This is a genomic window from Clostridium sp. Marseille-P2415, assembly GCF_900155545.1.
In the GTDB taxonomy this organism is placed as follows: Bacteria; Bacillota; Clostridia; order Lachnospirales; family Lachnospiraceae; genus Lacrimispora.
In genome coordinates this window covers 225573-242232 of the sequence record NZ_LT732526.1, presented here as the reverse complement: position 1 = coordinate 242232, position 16660 = coordinate 225573, and the positions used below count along the sequence as shown (strand labels likewise).

The 16660-nt window shown below is 42.8% G+C and carries 17 protein-coding genes; 6 read left to right on the top strand and 11 right to left on the bottom strand.

What is annotated here, in order from left to right; genetic code table 11:
- Positions 1 to 60 precede the first annotated feature (60 nt).
- On the bottom strand, positions 61 to 879 hold the full coding sequence (locus BQ9856_RS06035) for a TIM barrel protein (RefSeq protein ID WP_077613263.1): 819 nt from the start codon (positions 877 to 879) through the stop codon (positions 61 to 63).
- A gap of 362 nt (positions 880 to 1241) precedes the next feature.
- On the opposite strand from BQ9856_RS06035, the gene BQ9856_RS06030 reads away from it, so the two are divergent.
- Positions 1242 to 2777, top strand: coding sequence for a family 16 glycosylhydrolase (locus BQ9856_RS06030; RefSeq protein ID WP_077610234.1), 1536 nt, complete (start codon positions 1242 to 1244; stop codon positions 2775 to 2777).
- Positions 2778 to 2840: 63 nt separating this feature from the next.
- On the opposite strand, the gene BQ9856_RS06025 is transcribed toward BQ9856_RS06030, so the two are convergent.
- The 5 genes from BQ9856_RS06025 to BQ9856_RS06005 all read right to left on the bottom strand — a co-directional run bounded on the left by BQ9856_RS06025 (position 2841) and on the right by BQ9856_RS06005 (position 7092).
- Entirely contained in the window at positions 2841 to 3566 is a 726-nt protein-coding gene (locus BQ9856_RS06025) for an ABC transporter permease (protein WP_159441961.1), read from the bottom strand.
- Between the two features lie 20 nt (positions 3567 to 3586).
- On the bottom strand, positions 3587 to 4294 hold the full coding sequence (locus tag BQ9856_RS06020) for an ABC transporter permease (RefSeq protein WP_077610232.1): 708 nt from the start codon (positions 4292 to 4294) through the stop codon (positions 3587 to 3589).
- Positions 4291 to 5199, bottom strand: coding sequence for an ABC transporter ATP-binding protein (locus BQ9856_RS06015; protein WP_077610231.1), 909 nt, complete (start codon positions 5197 to 5199; stop codon positions 4291 to 4293). The genes BQ9856_RS06020 and BQ9856_RS06015 overlap by 4 nt, the downstream gene beginning before the upstream one ends.
- A gap of 92 nt (positions 5200 to 5291) precedes the next feature.
- Positions 5292 to 6383, bottom strand: coding sequence for a sensor histidine kinase (locus BQ9856_RS06010; RefSeq protein WP_077610230.1), 1092 nt, complete (start codon positions 6381 to 6383; stop codon positions 5292 to 5294).
- Between the two features lies 1 nt (position 6384).
- Positions 6385 to 7092, bottom strand: a complete 708-nt coding sequence (locus tag BQ9856_RS06005) for a response regulator transcription factor (RefSeq protein WP_077610229.1) — start codon at positions 7090 to 7092, stop codon at positions 6385 to 6387.
- 183 nt (positions 7093 to 7275) lie between these two features.
- On the opposite strand from BQ9856_RS06005, the gene BQ9856_RS06000 reads away from it, so the two are divergent.
- The 3 genes from BQ9856_RS06000 (at position 7276) to BQ9856_RS05990 (ending at position 11050) form a co-directional block, all read left to right on the top strand.
- Positions 7276 to 7791: a LysR family transcriptional regulator substrate-binding protein gene (locus tag BQ9856_RS06000; RefSeq protein ID WP_077610228.1), complete on the top strand. Its 516-nt coding sequence runs from the start codon at positions 7276 to 7278 to the stop codon at positions 7789 to 7791.
- Positions 7792 to 7840: 49 nt separating this feature from the next.
- On the top strand, positions 7841 to 9523 hold the full coding sequence (locus BQ9856_RS05995) for a flavin monoamine oxidase family protein (RefSeq protein ID WP_077610227.1): 1683 nt from the start codon (positions 7841 to 7843) through the stop codon (positions 9521 to 9523).
- Positions 9524 to 9700: 177 nt separating this feature from the next.
- Complete coding sequence (locus tag BQ9856_RS05990) at positions 9701 to 11050, top strand: APC family permease (protein ID WP_077610226.1); 1350 nt, start codon at positions 9701 to 9703, stop codon at positions 11048 to 11050.
- Between the two features lie 61 nt (positions 11051 to 11111).
- Here the strand turns inward: BQ9856_RS05990 and BQ9856_RS05985 are convergent, their stop codons facing one another.
- The 4 genes from BQ9856_RS05985 to BQ9856_RS05970 form a co-directional block, all read right to left on the bottom strand.
- A complete protein-coding gene (locus BQ9856_RS05985; protein WP_077610225.1) occupies positions 11112 to 12515 on the bottom strand; it encodes an FAD-binding oxidoreductase in 1404 nt (467 codons plus the stop codon).
- 42 nt (positions 12516 to 12557) lie between these two features.
- Positions 12558 to 13751, bottom strand: coding sequence for an electron transfer flavoprotein subunit alpha (locus BQ9856_RS05980; protein ID WP_077610224.1), 1194 nt, complete (start codon positions 13749 to 13751; stop codon positions 12558 to 12560).
- 13 nt (positions 13752 to 13764) lie between these two features.
- Entirely contained in the window at positions 13765 to 14553 is a 789-nt protein-coding gene (locus tag BQ9856_RS05975) for an electron transfer flavoprotein subunit beta/FixA family protein (RefSeq protein ID WP_077610223.1), read from the bottom strand.
- Positions 14554 to 14799: 246 nt separating this feature from the next.
- Positions 14800 to 15504 (bottom strand): FadR/GntR family transcriptional regulator, encoded by a 705-nt coding sequence (locus BQ9856_RS05970; RefSeq protein WP_077613262.1) that lies wholly within the window; start codon positions 15502 to 15504, stop codon positions 14800 to 14802.
- Positions 15505 to 15822: 318 nt separating this feature from the next.
- Between BQ9856_RS05970 and BQ9856_RS05965 the strand changes: the two genes are divergently transcribed.
- On the top strand, positions 15823 to 16017 hold the full coding sequence (locus tag BQ9856_RS05965; RefSeq protein WP_077610222.1) for an alpha/beta-type small acid-soluble spore protein: 195 nt from the start codon (positions 15823 to 15825) through the stop codon (positions 16015 to 16017).
- 11 nt (positions 16018 to 16028) lie between these two features.
- Positions 16029 to 16217, top strand: a complete 189-nt coding sequence (locus tag BQ9856_RS05960; protein ID WP_077610221.1) for a hypothetical protein — start codon at positions 16029 to 16031, stop codon at positions 16215 to 16217.
- Between the two features lie 332 nt (positions 16218 to 16549).
- Here BQ9856_RS05960 and BQ9856_RS05955 read toward each other — a convergent pair.
- Positions 16550 to 16660, bottom strand: a 111-nt coding sequence (locus tag BQ9856_RS05955; RefSeq protein WP_139348758.1) for a DUF4256 domain-containing protein, incomplete at its 5' end; no start/stop codon positions are given.

Sequence of the window (16660 nt, the reverse complement as noted above, 5' to 3'; positions counted from 1 at the left end):
ATTTTATCACAGATATCGCTTTGACTCAATAGCTTACAGCCTTCCAAAGCTTATATATCATTATAATTTTTCATAGGTTTCCTTTAGAAGCAAAGCATCCCTCTCCAAAAGAGGCCCTTCAGCAATTATACACCCCCGTACACCAAAATCCTTTATAGCCCTTAGACATTCTCTGTAGTTGAAGTCGCTTTCCATTAATGGAGCATGACTTCTTTCCCCTTTCAGAGTGTATTTTATTCCCCCCATGTGAATATGCAGATCTTCTATGGCGGTTCTGCCCAGATTGTCAAGAACATACTTTAGAATACCGGCGAAATCATCATAGCTTCTAAGACCACCGTTTGATCTCGCGTGAATGTGTGAGAAATCAATACAAAGCTTGCACAGAGAAAGTTCTTTACATAGCGAAACCAATTCCTCCAGCGTTCCGAACTGCGATCCCTTTCCAGTCGTCTCAAGCCTGTAATCCACCCCACAATCAGGAAGCTTCATCAGATTGCTCTTAATGGTTGCATAAGCTTCCTCTTTAGAGTCATTTAAGTAAAAACCTGGATGAAATATCAAACTCTTTCCTTTGACCTTTATCAACCCTTCTGCAGCAGCAATTATCCTTTTGACTGATTGATCCTGTTTCGTGATATCATCGGCATTTAGATTTATATAATGTGATGCATGGGCTGAAAGATAAAAGCTTTCCTTCTGCTTTGCCTCGAATATGGCCTCCTTATTGTTATCCGTTACATTGACATTCCGGACAAAAAGCAGTTCCATGGCATCAAGCCCTATAGATTTCAGATAATGAATGCCCGTTACATAATTATAACGTTTTATACCATCGAATAACGGTAAACCGGATATACCAAACAATAGTTTTTTCATACCTCTTCCTAAGCATCCGGATTCCATTTATTTGATAAAACCCGGAATTTCCTCCTTTATCCGGCGATCTTATGCCTGCAAGTTGTAAATCAACGTTTTCCACACCGCCCCTGTTTAAAATTCAGAATGCGTTTGGCAATGGTTCCTTATTCGTCAGATTCCTTGTTAAATATTAACATAAATGGAAAAGTACCTGTAATCATCCACTGAATGGAATTTTATCATAAAAAGGAAAAAGAAATTCTTTCATAAATTTAAAACAATCATGAATTTTGCCGATATTTAAATAACACCGTTTTTCATCCTTATACCATAAAAATAATACGGACAACTACTATAAGCAGATAAAAAGGAGTATTAAGATGAGGGGTATTAAATTAAAAAAAGCAACAGGCATTTTCATTTCCATGGTTCTATTTATGGCATTATTCAATGGATATCCGTCCCAGACCATGAATTCCGGATCTCTTGAAGCTTCGGCAGCGGCAAATCTTATATCCAATCCCGGGTTTGAATCAGCAAAGAGCAGCTGGTATGAATTGGGGGAATCAACAGCTACTAAAATTGTGACTCCCGGAGCGGACAGTACAGGCAAAGCGTTATGTATCGGCACCGGCAAGGGAGGGCTGGGCCAGCTGATTACCGGAATTTCATCAGAAAATTACTACACGCTTTCCGGTTTCGGCAGAGTGAGCGTTACAGGCGAAGCAGCATATCTTGGCATTGATTGTATGGACAGCAATGGCAGGAAGCTTGCCGGCGGAAAATTCCAGCTGTCGTATAACACAACCTCCTATACGCAAAAAGCAATTACCTTCACCCCGGTTAAAGGTACGGTAAAAGTTCAGGTATTTACATATAAAAATTCCGGCTCAGGATATGCATATCTGGATGCCTTAAAACTTGAAGGTAAGGGCACAGGCCAGCCATCACCGACCGGACTGGCAGCAGTCACGGTAAACTCAACCTATATCGGGCTTAGCTGGAATGAACTCGCCGGAACAGAAACTTATAAACTGTATAGGGATGGCCAATTGATCTATACGGGTTCTGTTAATGCTTTTACAGATACCGGACTGGCCCCGGGCACGGCACATTCCTATCAAGTATCTGCAGTTACTTCATCCGGAGAAACAGCTAAATGTACCGGGGTAAGCGCCAAAACCGCTTCTGTTTTAGGCGATGAATTATTTGATGATTTTACCGGCACTTCCGTAGACACTTCCAAATGGGAGATCGCTTACCAGCAGTGGGGCGGAGAAAATGTAAACGGCGGAGTGCTTCCTGATAATATATCCGTCAATAACGGTATGCTTATAATCCAGGGAAATGGCGATCGATATGAGGGACCCATAAGGGGAATCAACAGTGACGGCTCTTTACGCGCAGATGGGAAGAGAACCGGCGGATGTCTGAAAACGATCAACAGCTATGCTTCCGGCAGCTATGAAGTAAGGATGAAAGTTCTGCCGGAAATGGGGGCATTATCCGCCATGTGGACCTATTATAACGATGGCGAAATAAATCATGAAATTGATATTGAAATGCCGGGAACTACCGTAGATTTTTCCAATGTGCTCAATACGGTCTGGATTGATGATATTGAAAGTGACGAATACAGAACATCAAAGCTTATGAAAACCCCCACCGTACAGGATGACGGGAAATGGCATATTTACCGTTTTGACTGGCATACCAACCCAAAAAGGGTAGATTTTTACCGTGACGGCATTTTGACAAGCAGTATTACAACTACGGTGCCTTTTCATGCGGGCAAATTCTGGGTGGGGGCATGGTTTCCCAATAACTGGTGCGGAAATCCGAATTTTGCAACGGATTATATGTATGTAGATTATGTGAGGATCACACCCTTTCAGGAGGCAGGAGATGTACGGTAAATATGCGGAAAAGAGCCAGTCTGGCACGAAACTTCTGTTGGCTGCCAGGCTGTTATTCCTTAGTTACATCCAGTCTTTACGGATAAAAGACCGTAGGCCGATTGCAAGATAGATGAGAAAATCAACTCCAAGAATCAATCCAAACGATACGGGTTCCAGTCTGGGAGAAAGATCTAATCCCTGCGGAAACATGGCATAATACGGGGGAATAAATGGGAGCCACGCGCCCAGGGAAGCAGGAAGCCCACTCAGGACAATATTGGGAATCACCGCAGAAACACTGAACAGCAGGGCCATTCCAAAGGATTTGAAGCGGGAAGCCAGCCCGATCTGCAGCATGGCAAGAGGAAAGCACGCCAGCCAGCCACCCCAAATGCCCTGCAAAACCGGTTTCCACGGAATGGTGTCTTCTACACCGGCAATCCTGCCCGTAATGAGATAGCCTGCGAAAAAAATCAGCTGCATGAACGCGACTAAAGCAATCAACGCTGAGAATTTGGACAAAAAGATTTTCCAGCGCGGATAGGGAAATGTAAGCAGCTGCTTCCATGCTCCGTTTTTGTGTTCATAAAAGCATAGAAAAGCCGCAAAAATCCCGGTGTAAAGCGGCAGGAAGAACATGCCATGAAAAGACACCGCTTGAAAATAGAGTGTCAGCCAATTCGGCGTAAAATAGTACGCCAAAGATTTTACGCTGCCCGCCGCAAGAAGCCATGTCCCAACCGCCTCTAATAAAATCAGTAGAAAAATAAGCGGCCATTTCATTTTTCTGCATTCTGAAAAAAACAATTTACACATATCCTATCCTCCTATTTTATCTCCAAAGTGCGAAACCGCATAGCGCCTGCCATGAGCAGAAAGAAACCGAGTCCTGTCCCCAGCATAATCCACGTTGTATATCCCTTAATGAACGGACTTGCCATGGAAGGATAGGACCAGGGCAGGATATACAGAACTTTTTGCGTAATTCTCGGCAGAAAAAGACTGGAAACTGCGCCGGTCATGCCCAATGCCAGAGGAAGCGTCTGGTTGGAAAAGGAAAGAGACAGAAACAGCTGAATGGAAAGCATCGGAAATGATGCCGCCAGGCACCCGAAAATTTGCTTTGCCAAAAATGCAAACGGCAATATTTCATCAGAATATAAAAGCCATACCGTACAAAATCCGCCTAAGATCAATGCACTGCAGCCGAGCATCAAAACAACTACCCAGGCTGCTTTGGTGTAGTAAAAAGCGGTACGGCTCACCGGGGTGGTAAAAAGAAGCTTGAGCCCCTGCGCCTGATGCTCGGTTTCGGACACCATGCTGCACAGCAGAGTAATCGTAAGCAGCATCGTAAAGGAAAGGAACATATAAATGACATTCAGTCCTGCGTAAACGCCTGTCTTCCCCTGGCGAAAGTATAAATACCACTCCAGGCAGGTGAATAAAATCAGAATAACAGAGCTGATGACCGGAACCGCATAGCATATCTTCCGCGCCTTCCGGCATTCCACAGCGAATAACCGTTTTATCATAAGCTCCCATCCTTTCCGGTCAGGCTTAAAAAAATATCTTCCAAAGAAGGAACAGATTCCCGCATTTTCTTTATGGAAAAGGGTTGGAGGATATGGAAAACTTTTGCCTGATCCATCTGTTCCGTCAGAGATATACGTAATTCATTTTCTTGCAGAACCACATCTGCCCCGGCAGAAGCAAGCGCACGGCATGCCTCCTGGGTATCTTCTGTCCGGACATAAAGCTTTGCACCGCTTTTCTTTTCCAGCTCCCTGATGCTATCCTGAAATATAAGCCTGCCTTTTTGAACAATGCCAATTTCATCAGAAATAGACTGAATCTCGCTTAAAATATGGCTGGATAAAAAAATGGTGATTCCCTGTTCGTGGCAGAGCGACAGCATTAAGCTGCGGATTTCCTGAATTCCGGCCGGATCAAGGCCATTGATCGGTTCATCCAGAATCAAAAGCTTTGGTTTGCGGATCAGTGCCTGCGCAATCCCCAAACGCTGCTTCATTCCGAGGGAATACCCCTTAACGGTTTGCTTGGCATAGGGAGTCAGCCGGACAATGTCAAGGACGTCATGGATGCTTCTCTCAGGCAGATCCATAAGCTTGCAAATAATGTTAAGGTTTTTATACGCAGATAAATGCCCATAGTAAGACGGCCCTTCCACGAGGGAACCGACATTCCGCAAAATCCCTTCACGATCACGCTGCAGCGAGCGTCCCATGATCTGAATAGCCCCCTCATCTGCACGAATCAGACTGAGCAGCATACGAATGGTTGTCGTTTTACCAGCACCATTGGCACCCAAAAAGCCGTAAATTTTACCCTCCGGAACTCGTAAATCCATGTGATCTACCGAAACATGCCTGCCAAAACAGCGTGTCAGCCCGTTTGTTTCAATTATATATTCAGACATAACAAATCCTCCTGTATTCTGTTAGATAACAGGAGTATAAATCATGAATCTTATTTTCAGGTAAACGAAAGTAAAAGATTAGTAAAATCGTATTATTGAATGGGCAATTCCAGGAAAATAGAAGTTCCTTGCCCCGCCAGGCTTTCCAAATGGATGGAACCGCCATGTAATTCAACAAATTGTTTGGCAATCGCCATGCCAAGACCGGAACCCTCAACCGGATGATCGGTCGGCGTTCCCCGGTAATAACTTTCAAAGAGATTTCTCTGGGTTTCCTCATCCATCCCGCTTCCATTATCTGAAACTTGTATAAAAAATGTATCCTGCTTCCTTTGAACCGATACTGCCACCTCTGTCTCAGGCGGATTGTGTACAACCGCATTGATGAGAATATTTTGTAATGCCCTCTGCACCAGAACCGTGTCTACTTCCAGAAAGAATGTTTCTATATTGGAATCAAAAGAAAAAATATGCTCGGCGCAACGAGGAGAATTTGCAATATCCAGTACGGCATTCCGCAGAAATTCAACCATTTCCGTTTTCGTTTTTTGAACAGCGATCTTTCCGTCTTCTGATTGAAAAGAAATATTCAAATCATCGATAAGATTTTTTATGTGCCTGGATTTTTCCTCAATTTTGTTGCCGAACTCCATGAATTCACTGTTCGACCAGCCATATTGCCCAGCAGAAATCATGGAAGCATAGCCTTGGATATAGGAAAGCGGTGTTTTCAAATCATGGGTGATTCCGGCAAGCCATACCCGGCGTTTTTTCTCCAGAGCTCTTCGGTCTGCTTCATTTTGCTTCAATTTGTCAGTCAGAATCTGCATTTGCATCAAAAGTTCCTTATATAAGAACCGGGAACATTTATGAAAAAAGAAATTCCTGCCATGATCACGCACAGCAGGCTCGCGAAGGATTCCCTGCGCCAGCAATTGAATCCAGCGGATAATATAAAAAACAGGCTTTAAAATGAACAGAAAAAACAGATACGCGACAATTACTCCTGAAAGTATTGTGGCTGTGTGGCGGAATGTCTCCCATTCCACCGTTTTCAGGACAGGAAAGGCATTTTGCATCAATATAAATAACAGAGTAAGTACACTGTAACTCAGCAGATAAACCACCAGTGGGATGATCATAAGGGAAAGAACTTTTATGACCGTTTTCAGAGGAACTTTCATCTTAGGCGCCTCCTTTTTTATGAGGAACAAACTTATAACCCAATCCCCGAATGTTATGGATATATTTTGATTTATTCGCCTCCGGTTCAATTTTTTTACGGATTTTAGAAATATGCATAACAACCGTCTTCTCATCGCCCAGATTCATTTGTCCCCATACATTTTCATACAACTGTGCGGTTGTAAATATCCGATTAGGATGTTCTGCAAAATATAGAAGAAGGGAAAACTCCAGAGCTGTGAGCTCCAAAGCTTTTTTATTCCTGCTCACTTCGCAGGAATCCTTATTTATGCTGAAATCTTCAAATTCTAAAATATTTCCACTATCCGTTTGTGAGTGCATTCTCCGGTGCCTAAGCTGAACACTGATCCGTGCAACGACCTCCAACGGATTGAAAGGTTTTGTAATATAATCGTCCCCTCCCATGGCAAAGCCCGTTAATTTGTCGCAATCCGAAGTCTTGGCGGTTAAAAAGAGCACCGGCACATCCGTTTCTTTACGCAGCTCCATACAGAGTTCCAGCCCGCTGATATCCGGAAGCATGATATCCATTACAATGAGTTGGGGGGCAAAGTCCCGGATCATTTGCAGTGCCTCCTTACCGGACTGCGCTTTTTTAATATTCTGAAATCCTTCTTTTTTTAAAATAATTTCCAGCATATCTAAAATGCCGGTTTCATCATCTACTAAAAGAATACATTGTTCCACTTTTCATTCCTCCATAACACGTATATAGTTCTTAGTGTATACGCAGAAACGAATAAAATCAACCGCTTTTACTACTCCTGAAACAAACGCATATCCATCCAAATTCTGGGTCGCATCGATCAAATCATATGCCTGAATTTTCAAGGGAAAGAATATATTTATGAAGCAGAACGAATTTTCGACATGGAAAATGAGTTCGAAAACGAATTAAACGACCTTGCTGCATTGCGTACCGGAAACCTGGTCATAGGCGGAAGTAATTTATTTACTTCTTATATTCTGCCTCCTTTCATTACAGCGTTTATTAAAAAATATCCTCTTGTTAACGTAAAAATTGCAGAAGCTAATACGAAATCTTTGGAAAAACAGCTTTTAAAAAATGCCAATATTATTCCAAACATTATTCTCGAACTGGATCAGCAGGTTACCGCTTATCATGTAGCCTGCTATGGAATGGGTATTACCTTTATTTCTGATACGCTCATTAAACAGGTGCCCAAGGATTCACGCTTGTGCTACTATAAATTGGACTTCAACGCCGTTACCAGAAATATCAGTTTTTATTACAATAAATCAAGATATATTACAAGGGCTATGTCTGAATTTTTAAAATTAGCCTGTCTCCAGGGATGTGACAGAACCAAACGGGTCATAACTCTGAAAAGTTCTGCCTCAGGCTGCTGCTTTGTTATATTTTGAGAAACTTTTCAATATATTACTACCGTAATAATATCACGAGGTATCATGAATGGATGCTCCATTAAATCAAGTAATGAATCCTACGGATGAACAGCGGCATGAAATGACCAGAAATTTATTGGAAACGGAAGGCCGGCCGGAAGATTATGAATATATTGTTAATTTACTAAGTCCTCCTTTGGATATTACAAATTACGCAGCCCCGGGAGAACTGCAGGGATTGAAGATCGGCGTCATCGGAGGAGGCCTGGCCGGTTTATCCGCTGCATTTGAACTTCGTAAGCTGGGAGCAGATATTACAGTTCTGGAGGCCAATGAAGACAGAATCGGGGGAAGAGTTTATACCTATTACTTTGATCAGAAAGGCAAATATTACAATGAATTCGGTGCTCATAGAATTCCGGCAACCCATGAAACCACCTGGCACTATATCAATTTATTTGGCTTAAACACCCGCCCTTTATCAGTGACAAGGCGCAACAATTTTATATATGTACATAATACCCGTCTGAGAACCTCCGATTCGATCGAGCAGTTACTCTATCCCTTATACGAATTGACCCCCCAGGAGAGAAGTACCCCCTGGACAGAACTGAATGATTATGCCTTTCTATACCTGATGAAGCAGCTTCCACCTGATGTCCGGTCAGAACTAATACAAATTTTACCGGAATATTCCCCGGAATACCTTACTCTTACAAACTACTCCATCCGGCAGACCCTGGAAAATCTGGGATTCAGTCAGGGGGCAATCAGTTTGATCTCAGGTATCGATTCCGGTACCGGTTCTTTGCTGAATATCAGTTATGATGAAATCACCCATGAGGAATACACCCTGGATTACCGCAATATCTATACAATCAACGGCGGAATTATAAATCTTCCATATGCTTTTATCCAATCCTTTCTCGCGGATAATCCGCCCCAGTATCAAAATATTCCAATCTCCCAGCTGGGCACTGTTACCTATAATCCCGGTCAGACTGTTACCGGTATTTATCAGTCACAATACGGCAATAAAATAATTCTAAAATATCATGATATGAGAGATTTCAGGAAAACTACCGATATTTTTGATTATGTCGTATGTGCAATTCCCTACTCCACTCTGAGGGAAATTGAGATCAAACCATATTTCAGCAACCTTAAGATGCAGGCAATTTTAGAGTTTAATTATTCCGATTCACAAAAAACTCTTTTTCTGTGTAATAATCGTTTTTGGGAGCAAGATACCAATTACGGGCGAATGGTTGGAGGATTTTCACAGACAGACCTTCCCATTCAATATATCTTCTATCCGGGAGATCATATCCTTTGTCCCGATGCTTCCGCCTGTTCGCCGGATGAACCCGGGGTACTGGCAGCTTCCTATAATTATCATTTAAACGCAACGCGGGTGGGAAACATGGAAGAAACACTCCGATATGAACTGGTCAGGGAGAATGTGGAGGCAGTCCACGGATTGCCGGTGGGATTTTTAAATTCCATTGTGGAAGACCATAAGACAGTCGTATGGAATAATCAACCGAATAACCGGGGCGCTTTTGCTCTGGCACTCCCAGGCCAGAAAAAATTATTTGCCTATGAGATGCTGAAGCCGGAATTTAACCAACGGATCTACTTTGCAGGCGAACACGTATCCACAAAACATGCCTGGATGCAGGGCGCATTATATACCGGCAAGGCGGCTGCCAACCAGCTTGCATATCATTTTCATAATTATATACAATAATATAATGCCTTCACAGAGAGACTGTCTCAAAGATCCGCTCATCCTTATTGTCCGCTGAAATAAAAATTTTAGTGAATTAAATCAAATTTTATGATAAAATAATAAGATGTTATTTTCATGGATGTTGAGAGAATAAAAAAAACAAAGGAATCCTGTTAAAACAGGAATGGTTAAATTATGGAACCGAAGCTAGAAAAAAAATATGGACTTTTTACAGCCATTGCCATGGTTGTAGGCATCGTCATCGGCAGCGGTGTTTTTTTTAAGGCAGAAAAGATCCTCACCGCAACCGGCGGCAACTTAAAGCAGGGCATCCTGGCATGGGTGATCGGCGGTATTATTATGATCTCCTGCGCTTATACGTTTTCTGTTATGGCTACCAAATATCAATATGTTAATGGTGTAGTGGATTACGCAGAAGCCGCGATGGGGAAAAAGTATGCCTATTATGTCGGCTGGTTTATGTCATTCATTTATTATCCGACAATTACATCGGTACTGGCATGGGTTTCCGCCCGTTATACCTGCGTGATCCTCGGTTTTTCCATTACAGGCGGGGAATGCATGACCATTGCCTGTCTTTACCTGGTTTCAAGCTTTACAATGAATGCCTTATCTCCGGTTCTGGCCGGAAAATTCCAGGTAAGTACTACGGTCATCAAACTGGTGCCGCTTTTTTTAATGGCAGCCGTGGGAACATTTCACGGGCTAAGGAACGGAATGACCGCATACAATTTCACACATTACGTGTCTCAAAGCACCTCCAACGGATTATTTACGGCTGTTGTCGCAGCATCCTTTGCTTATGAAGGCTGGATTATTGCAACCTGCATTAATGCAGAATTAAAAAATGCAAAGAAAAATCTTCCTTTGGCTTTGATCGCGGGAACGTTTATTACCATGTCCGTTTATATCCTGTATTACATCGGTTTAGCCGGAACGATTAAAAATGAAGTGATGATGGCTGGCGGCGAAACCGGTGCCAAGCTGGCATTCCAAACGATTTTCACCTCGGCGGGCGGCTCGCTGTTGTTTGTATTTGTCATTATTTCATGCCTGGGAACCTTAAACGGACTGATGCTCGGCTGTACCCGGGGAATTTATTCCATTGCAGCAAGAGGTCTTGGTCCTAAACCCCAGGTTTTCAGCCAGGTGGATCCGACGACCAATATGCCCGTTAATTCCGCAATTCTGGGGTTGTTTCTCTGCGGCATCTGGTTATTTTATTTTTACGGGGCAAACTTAACCACCAACTGGTTCGGATTCTTCAGTTTTGATTCCTCGGAATTGCCCATTATCACCATATATGCCCTGTATATTCCTATTTTTATTATGTTCATGGTAAAAAGGAAAGAGCTTAAATTTTTTAACCGGATCCTCATGCCCTGCATATCCCTTGCAGGCTGCATATTTATGATCATTGCCGCCTTGTTTGCCCACGGAATGGCTGTGGCTGCTTATCTGATTGTATTTTTTGTTGTCATGGCGCTCGGTGCTCTGCTTTTACGAAAGACAGAACAGCGCTGAATGGAGGAAAAGGAGGAAATCCCTCAAGTCCTTAAGACTTTGGGGATTTCCTCCTTTTTGTTTACAACTGGCATACCTTGTGGGGATTTAATATATTTTTAGGATCAAAGGCCTTTTTGATTCCTCTCATAATTTCAACCGCAGCAGGATCCATGGCCTCCATGAGATAGGATTTCTTTGCATATCCAATGCCGTGTTCCCCGGATACCTGGCCGCTTAATTCTCTGGCTTTTCCATAAATCTTATCCATGGCAGCTTTCAGTTTTTCTTCCCATTCCGCTTCGCTTAGATCATCCTTTAAAATGTAAGCGTGAAGATTGCCATCCCCTGCATGACCAAAGCTTTTGATCCGGATATCCACTTCCTTATGCAGCCCGTGGATATATTCCACCATTTCATTCACAGAGCTTCTCGGAACCACCACATCCACTTCATCCATAAAGGAGGTGGACCCTTTGATCGCCTCTAAGAACGCCCCCCGTGCCTTCCAGATGGATTCTTCTCTCTCATTGGTATCGGAAATTAAAATATCAACCGCTCCCTGTTCCAGACAAATACGGGCCACACTTTCATAATCCTGTTCAATCTCTTCCGTGGAATTTCCGTCAAACTTAAGCAGCAGGTATGCGTCCGCACTGTTATCGGGGAATTTTTTGCCCAGGTATTTTTCCGCATCAATAATGACTTCCCTCTGCATAAATTCTATGGCTGTGGGTATGGCTCTGGACTTAATGATCCGGGGTACGGTACCGATCGCCTTTTCCAGAGTCGGAAACGGAATCAAAAGGCTGATTGCTTTTTTCGGCAGGGGAAGTATTTTAAGAGTTGCTTTCGTTATGATTCCCAGCGTCCCTTCGGAACCTACCATTAAATCCTTCATGGCATATCCCGTACTGTTTTTCACTACCTTTCCGCCAAATTCCACGACTTTGCCATCAGGCAGTACGACTTCCAGACCTCTTACATAGTCTCTGGTAACGCCGTATTTTACGGCCCTCATTCCTCCGGCATTGGTACTGATATTACCTCCTATGGTCGCAGATTTTTCCCCCGGATCCGGAGGATAGAATAAGCCTCTTTCCTCTACATATGCCGCCAGTTCCATCAAAAGCACTCCTGGCTCTACGGTTATGGTCAGATTATCCTCATCAAGCTCCAGAAAGCGGTTCATCAGGCCGGTATCCAGCATAATGCCATGTTCCATGGCTACGGAAGCCCCGACAAGACCTGTTCCGGCTCCTCTCGGAGTCACCGGTATGGTATTCTCATATGCATATTTCATGATCGCAGAAACTTCTTCTGTGGTTTTTACCTTCACCACCACATCGGGAAAACTGACCGTATCACTTAACTCATCGTGGCTGTATTCTTCATTTATTTTCTCTCCGCAAAGAATCCGGTCTTTGTCCTTAATGATACTGCCTATATAATTTATATCTTCTGTATCCATTTTTTTATAATCCATAATAACTCCTATCTGCGCGCCTTGGCCCACCAGTTAATCTTATTAATTTCTATCTTTTCCTTCTTTGATCCGGCTGATCAAATCCGGTATGATTTCATATAAGTCACCTACCAGACAATAATGGGCCGTTTTGAATATGGGCGCATTTTCATCTTTGTTTATGGCAATGATCTGGTCGGAATGATTCATGCCGGCTGTAAACTGGACAGAACCGGATACCCCGCAGGTAATGATCAATTTAGGCCTTACGGTCCGGCCGCTTAAGCCTACCTGGCATTTGGCTTCCAGCCATCCGGCCTCCATCACCGGCCTGGTGCAGGCAAGCTGTCCGCCTAATAAATCCGCCAGCTCTTTAAGCATGCCTAAATCTTCTGCTTTTTTCACGCCTCTTCCTGCTACTATGAGAACTTCTGCTGCTTCAATAAACTGTTCTTTTTCTTTTGGAATAATATCAAGTACAGATACCCGGCTGCTTAATTTCTCTGAATCAATGTCACAAGGAACGATTTCTCCGTGAACCGCCCCGCTTCTCTCCGGAGCATCCATTACCTTATAGCGGACTGTCGCCATCTGCGGCCTGTGATTGGGCGTTAAGATCTGTGCCATGATATTTCCCCCAAAGGCAGGTCTTATCTGCACCAGGTTCGTATTTTCATTGATATCCAGAATGGTACAATCCGCCGTAAGTCCGGTCTTTAATCTGGCTGCCAGCCTGGGAGCTAATTGTCTGCCAACCGGAGTGGCCCCAAACAAAACAGCGCAGGGCTTTCTGTTCCCGACAAAATCCTCAAAGGCTTTTGTATAGGGCTCCATTTTAAAACGTTCCAGTTCTTCCTTATCATAAGCAAATACTTTATCCACATCGTAATGAAGCAGTTCCTCACACTGGGATTTAATATGATATCCCATCATGATGGCATATACCGGGTGACCGATTTTATCCGCCAGTTCTCTTGCCTTTCCGATCAGTTCAAAGGTAACCGGGTGAATCACACCGTCAATGTGGTCCACGTATACGGCAATTCCCTTCCACTGATCCTTATCCACGGATTCTACCGCTTCCTCTATGTATTCCACGGCCCCTTTCGGTCCTTTTTTCACACACAGTTTACACATTTTGCAGGCAGCGTTGATTTGAAGAAGATTATCTTTTTCCTCCAATGCTCCGAAAGGGCATATGTTTATAAGCTCTTTTATATTACCTACCTTTTCCTGATTGATGACTAATTTACCCATTTTTTCTTCCTCCTCAGACGAATTTCAATTCTTTCAATTTATGAAACAGCTGATCCGTCAGTTCTTTTCCATCTCCGCTCCAGGTTTCCCTGTGCCTGTTCACCTGAGGCGGGAATATCCGCTGTACCTGCGTCGGGGAGCCGTTTAAGCCATAATGCTTTTCTTCCCTGTCTTCCATATCCTCCAGGGTTATGACTTTGATTTCCCTGTCTTTGGTCTCCTGTTTTTTAACGTAGGAAGGAAGTCTTGGAATAAATATATCCTTATCCACTGCCAGCAGGCAGGGGTACTTAATCTCTGCTACCTCGATATCATGTGTCATATCCATTTCCACTACCAGAGAATGGGATTTTATTTCTGCGATTTTAGAAATATTGGACAAACTGGGGACGTGGAGCCATTCTGCCAATTCCGGTCCTACCTGGGCGGTATCGCCATCCGTAGTCTGTTTTCCGCAAAGGATCAGATCAAAATTCCCGGATTTTTTAATTCCCTGTGAAAGGGTATAGCTGGTTGCAAGGACATCCGCTCCCCCGAATTTCCGGTCGGATATCAATACTCCATGATCCGCTCCCATGGCAAAGGCTTCCCGGATGATTCCTGCTGCCTGACCCGGACCCATGGTCAGGGCAGTGATGCTTCCTCCGCATTTTTCTCTGATTCTCAGTGCCGTTTCAAGAGCATATAAATCGTACGGATTCATCTTGGATTCCACACCATTTCTCTTTAATACTCCTGTGACCGGATCCACTTCCACCTGATTGCTGTCCGGTACCTGTTTCATGCATACTAAAATATTCATGTCATGACTCCCTTTCTTCCTTGTTCAGGATAAACTTTCAAAGTAATATTTCATTAAACTGGTAGTACCACTTTGGCGAAATATATTGCTGCAAAAAACTTGTTTTCGCAGCCTTATCCTTACTACCTCTTTTAAATTGGTAGTACCACTTTGCAGTTTCATTATAAGTCGGTTTATCGCATGTGTCAATAGACGTCATTTTTTTAACGAGCACTTTGTATGTTTTCACTCATTTTCGTTTGCTTATCACATTTTCAATTCCTTCTCTTTTAGTTCTTCGTCAATTACTCCAAAATGTTTATTAATCGATTCATAAGCCAGCTTCTTATCCCTGGTAATTAAGCTCTGAATCATTCCATTATGCGCTTCCATCAATACCTTCCTGCTATCCTCCTGACTCAGTATCTCTCTTCTCAGATCAACAATAAACTTGTCAACTACTTCGGAGAGCGCCTGAAGGATACTGACGATCAGTGTATTTTTTGATGCCAGGGCAATATGATAGTGCAATTTTTTATCCAAAACAACATTATTGGCTTCGGTTTCTGTTTCTAATTGGGATACGGTATGGATCAATATCTGAATCTCCTCGTCGGTGATGTTGTCTATAGCCAGCATCAATGCTTCCATTTCCAAGGCTCTGCGAAGCTGGCTGATCTGGTTGTAATCAATTTGATTAAGCAAAAACAGCATGGACAGGGATTCCACCAGATTATTTTCGAATTTACCGGTCAGAAAATTACCTGCTCCATGCTGGCTTGAAATGATCCCCATATTATCCAATGTACGGATCGCCTCCCTGACAGAATTACGGCTGATTCCCAGTATTTCCGATAACTCCCGTTCTGCCGGAAGCTTTCCGCCTATGCTTAATTCTCCATGGCGGATCTGCATTTTAATATAGTTGATTACTTTCATATATGATTTTTCCTGGTTTCCATACTCTTCCATAACTTCCTCCGTCTGTTTCTTCCGGCCGCAGCAGCATGATATAAATCCATCGGCCCCAATTTCTTTTTCTGACAATGTGGTTCTAATCAGCTCCATCAGCTTGTGGTTTATCTTAACTGATTCAATTCCATAAAAGAGCCCTATACTGAATTATAGTATCTTCCTGATGTATAGTAAAGGTCATTTTTATACGCACTTTGTCCTTCTATTCATCTTATGCTTCCACAATTACAAAGGACTTATTTTCACTGCTTCTGAATATTTTTAAGAAAAAACAAAATAATATAAGATATCTTATAAAATCAATTGGGGGGTTATATGCCAAAAAAAAATATTATTCCGGAAGCAAAGGCAGCTCTTAATCAGTTTAAGTATGAAATCGCTAATGAAACTGGCTTACCTGTGAAAAACAATGATTATAGCGAGATGACGTCTTACCAATATGGTTATATGGTTAAAAAAATGATTGAAGAACAAGAAAAACAAATGACGGAAAAAAATCATATTTTATAAAGAGGTTTATAATGAAAAAATATACGAATGGGGCAGAATTACCGGTAGGGCTTGGTTTAGCACTGGAACAATATAATGCAATGGATTATTTTTTTGCCTTACCTGCGCAGGCACAACAGCAGATTATTGACCGTACTCATACGATACAGTCGAAAAATGAAATGCTTGCTTATGTTGAATCTATCGTTGCTGCAAAATGAAATCTGGCTGCACGCCGCTCTCAGCACCTGGAGCGGTACTGTTAATCAAATGTATAAATTCCGCGTTTGTACGGAGAAATTCAATGCTGTTATGGTCAATAATTATGGCAGCAGGTGCTGTTCTTTCATATTTTGTATCACAGTATATTGCAGTCGCAACATTCGTTATTTGGCTGATCCTATTTTTAAGGATGTTCATACTGATGCTGAGAAAGCTTTTCAAAAATATAAAATTAAATAGTTAAATTCCAATTTAATCGTTACGGTCGGGGTGAATAAAATACACTTTGAATTATGGTATTCCCCTTGGTAACTGATTATCCGTACAATATTCAGACCCTTAGCGAGCCCCGGAACCCCCTGGCAGCATAGTAGGATTCTGCTCCATTGTGGTACACAAAGACAGTGTCGTAGCGGCGGTCGCAAAAAAGGGCCCCGCCGAG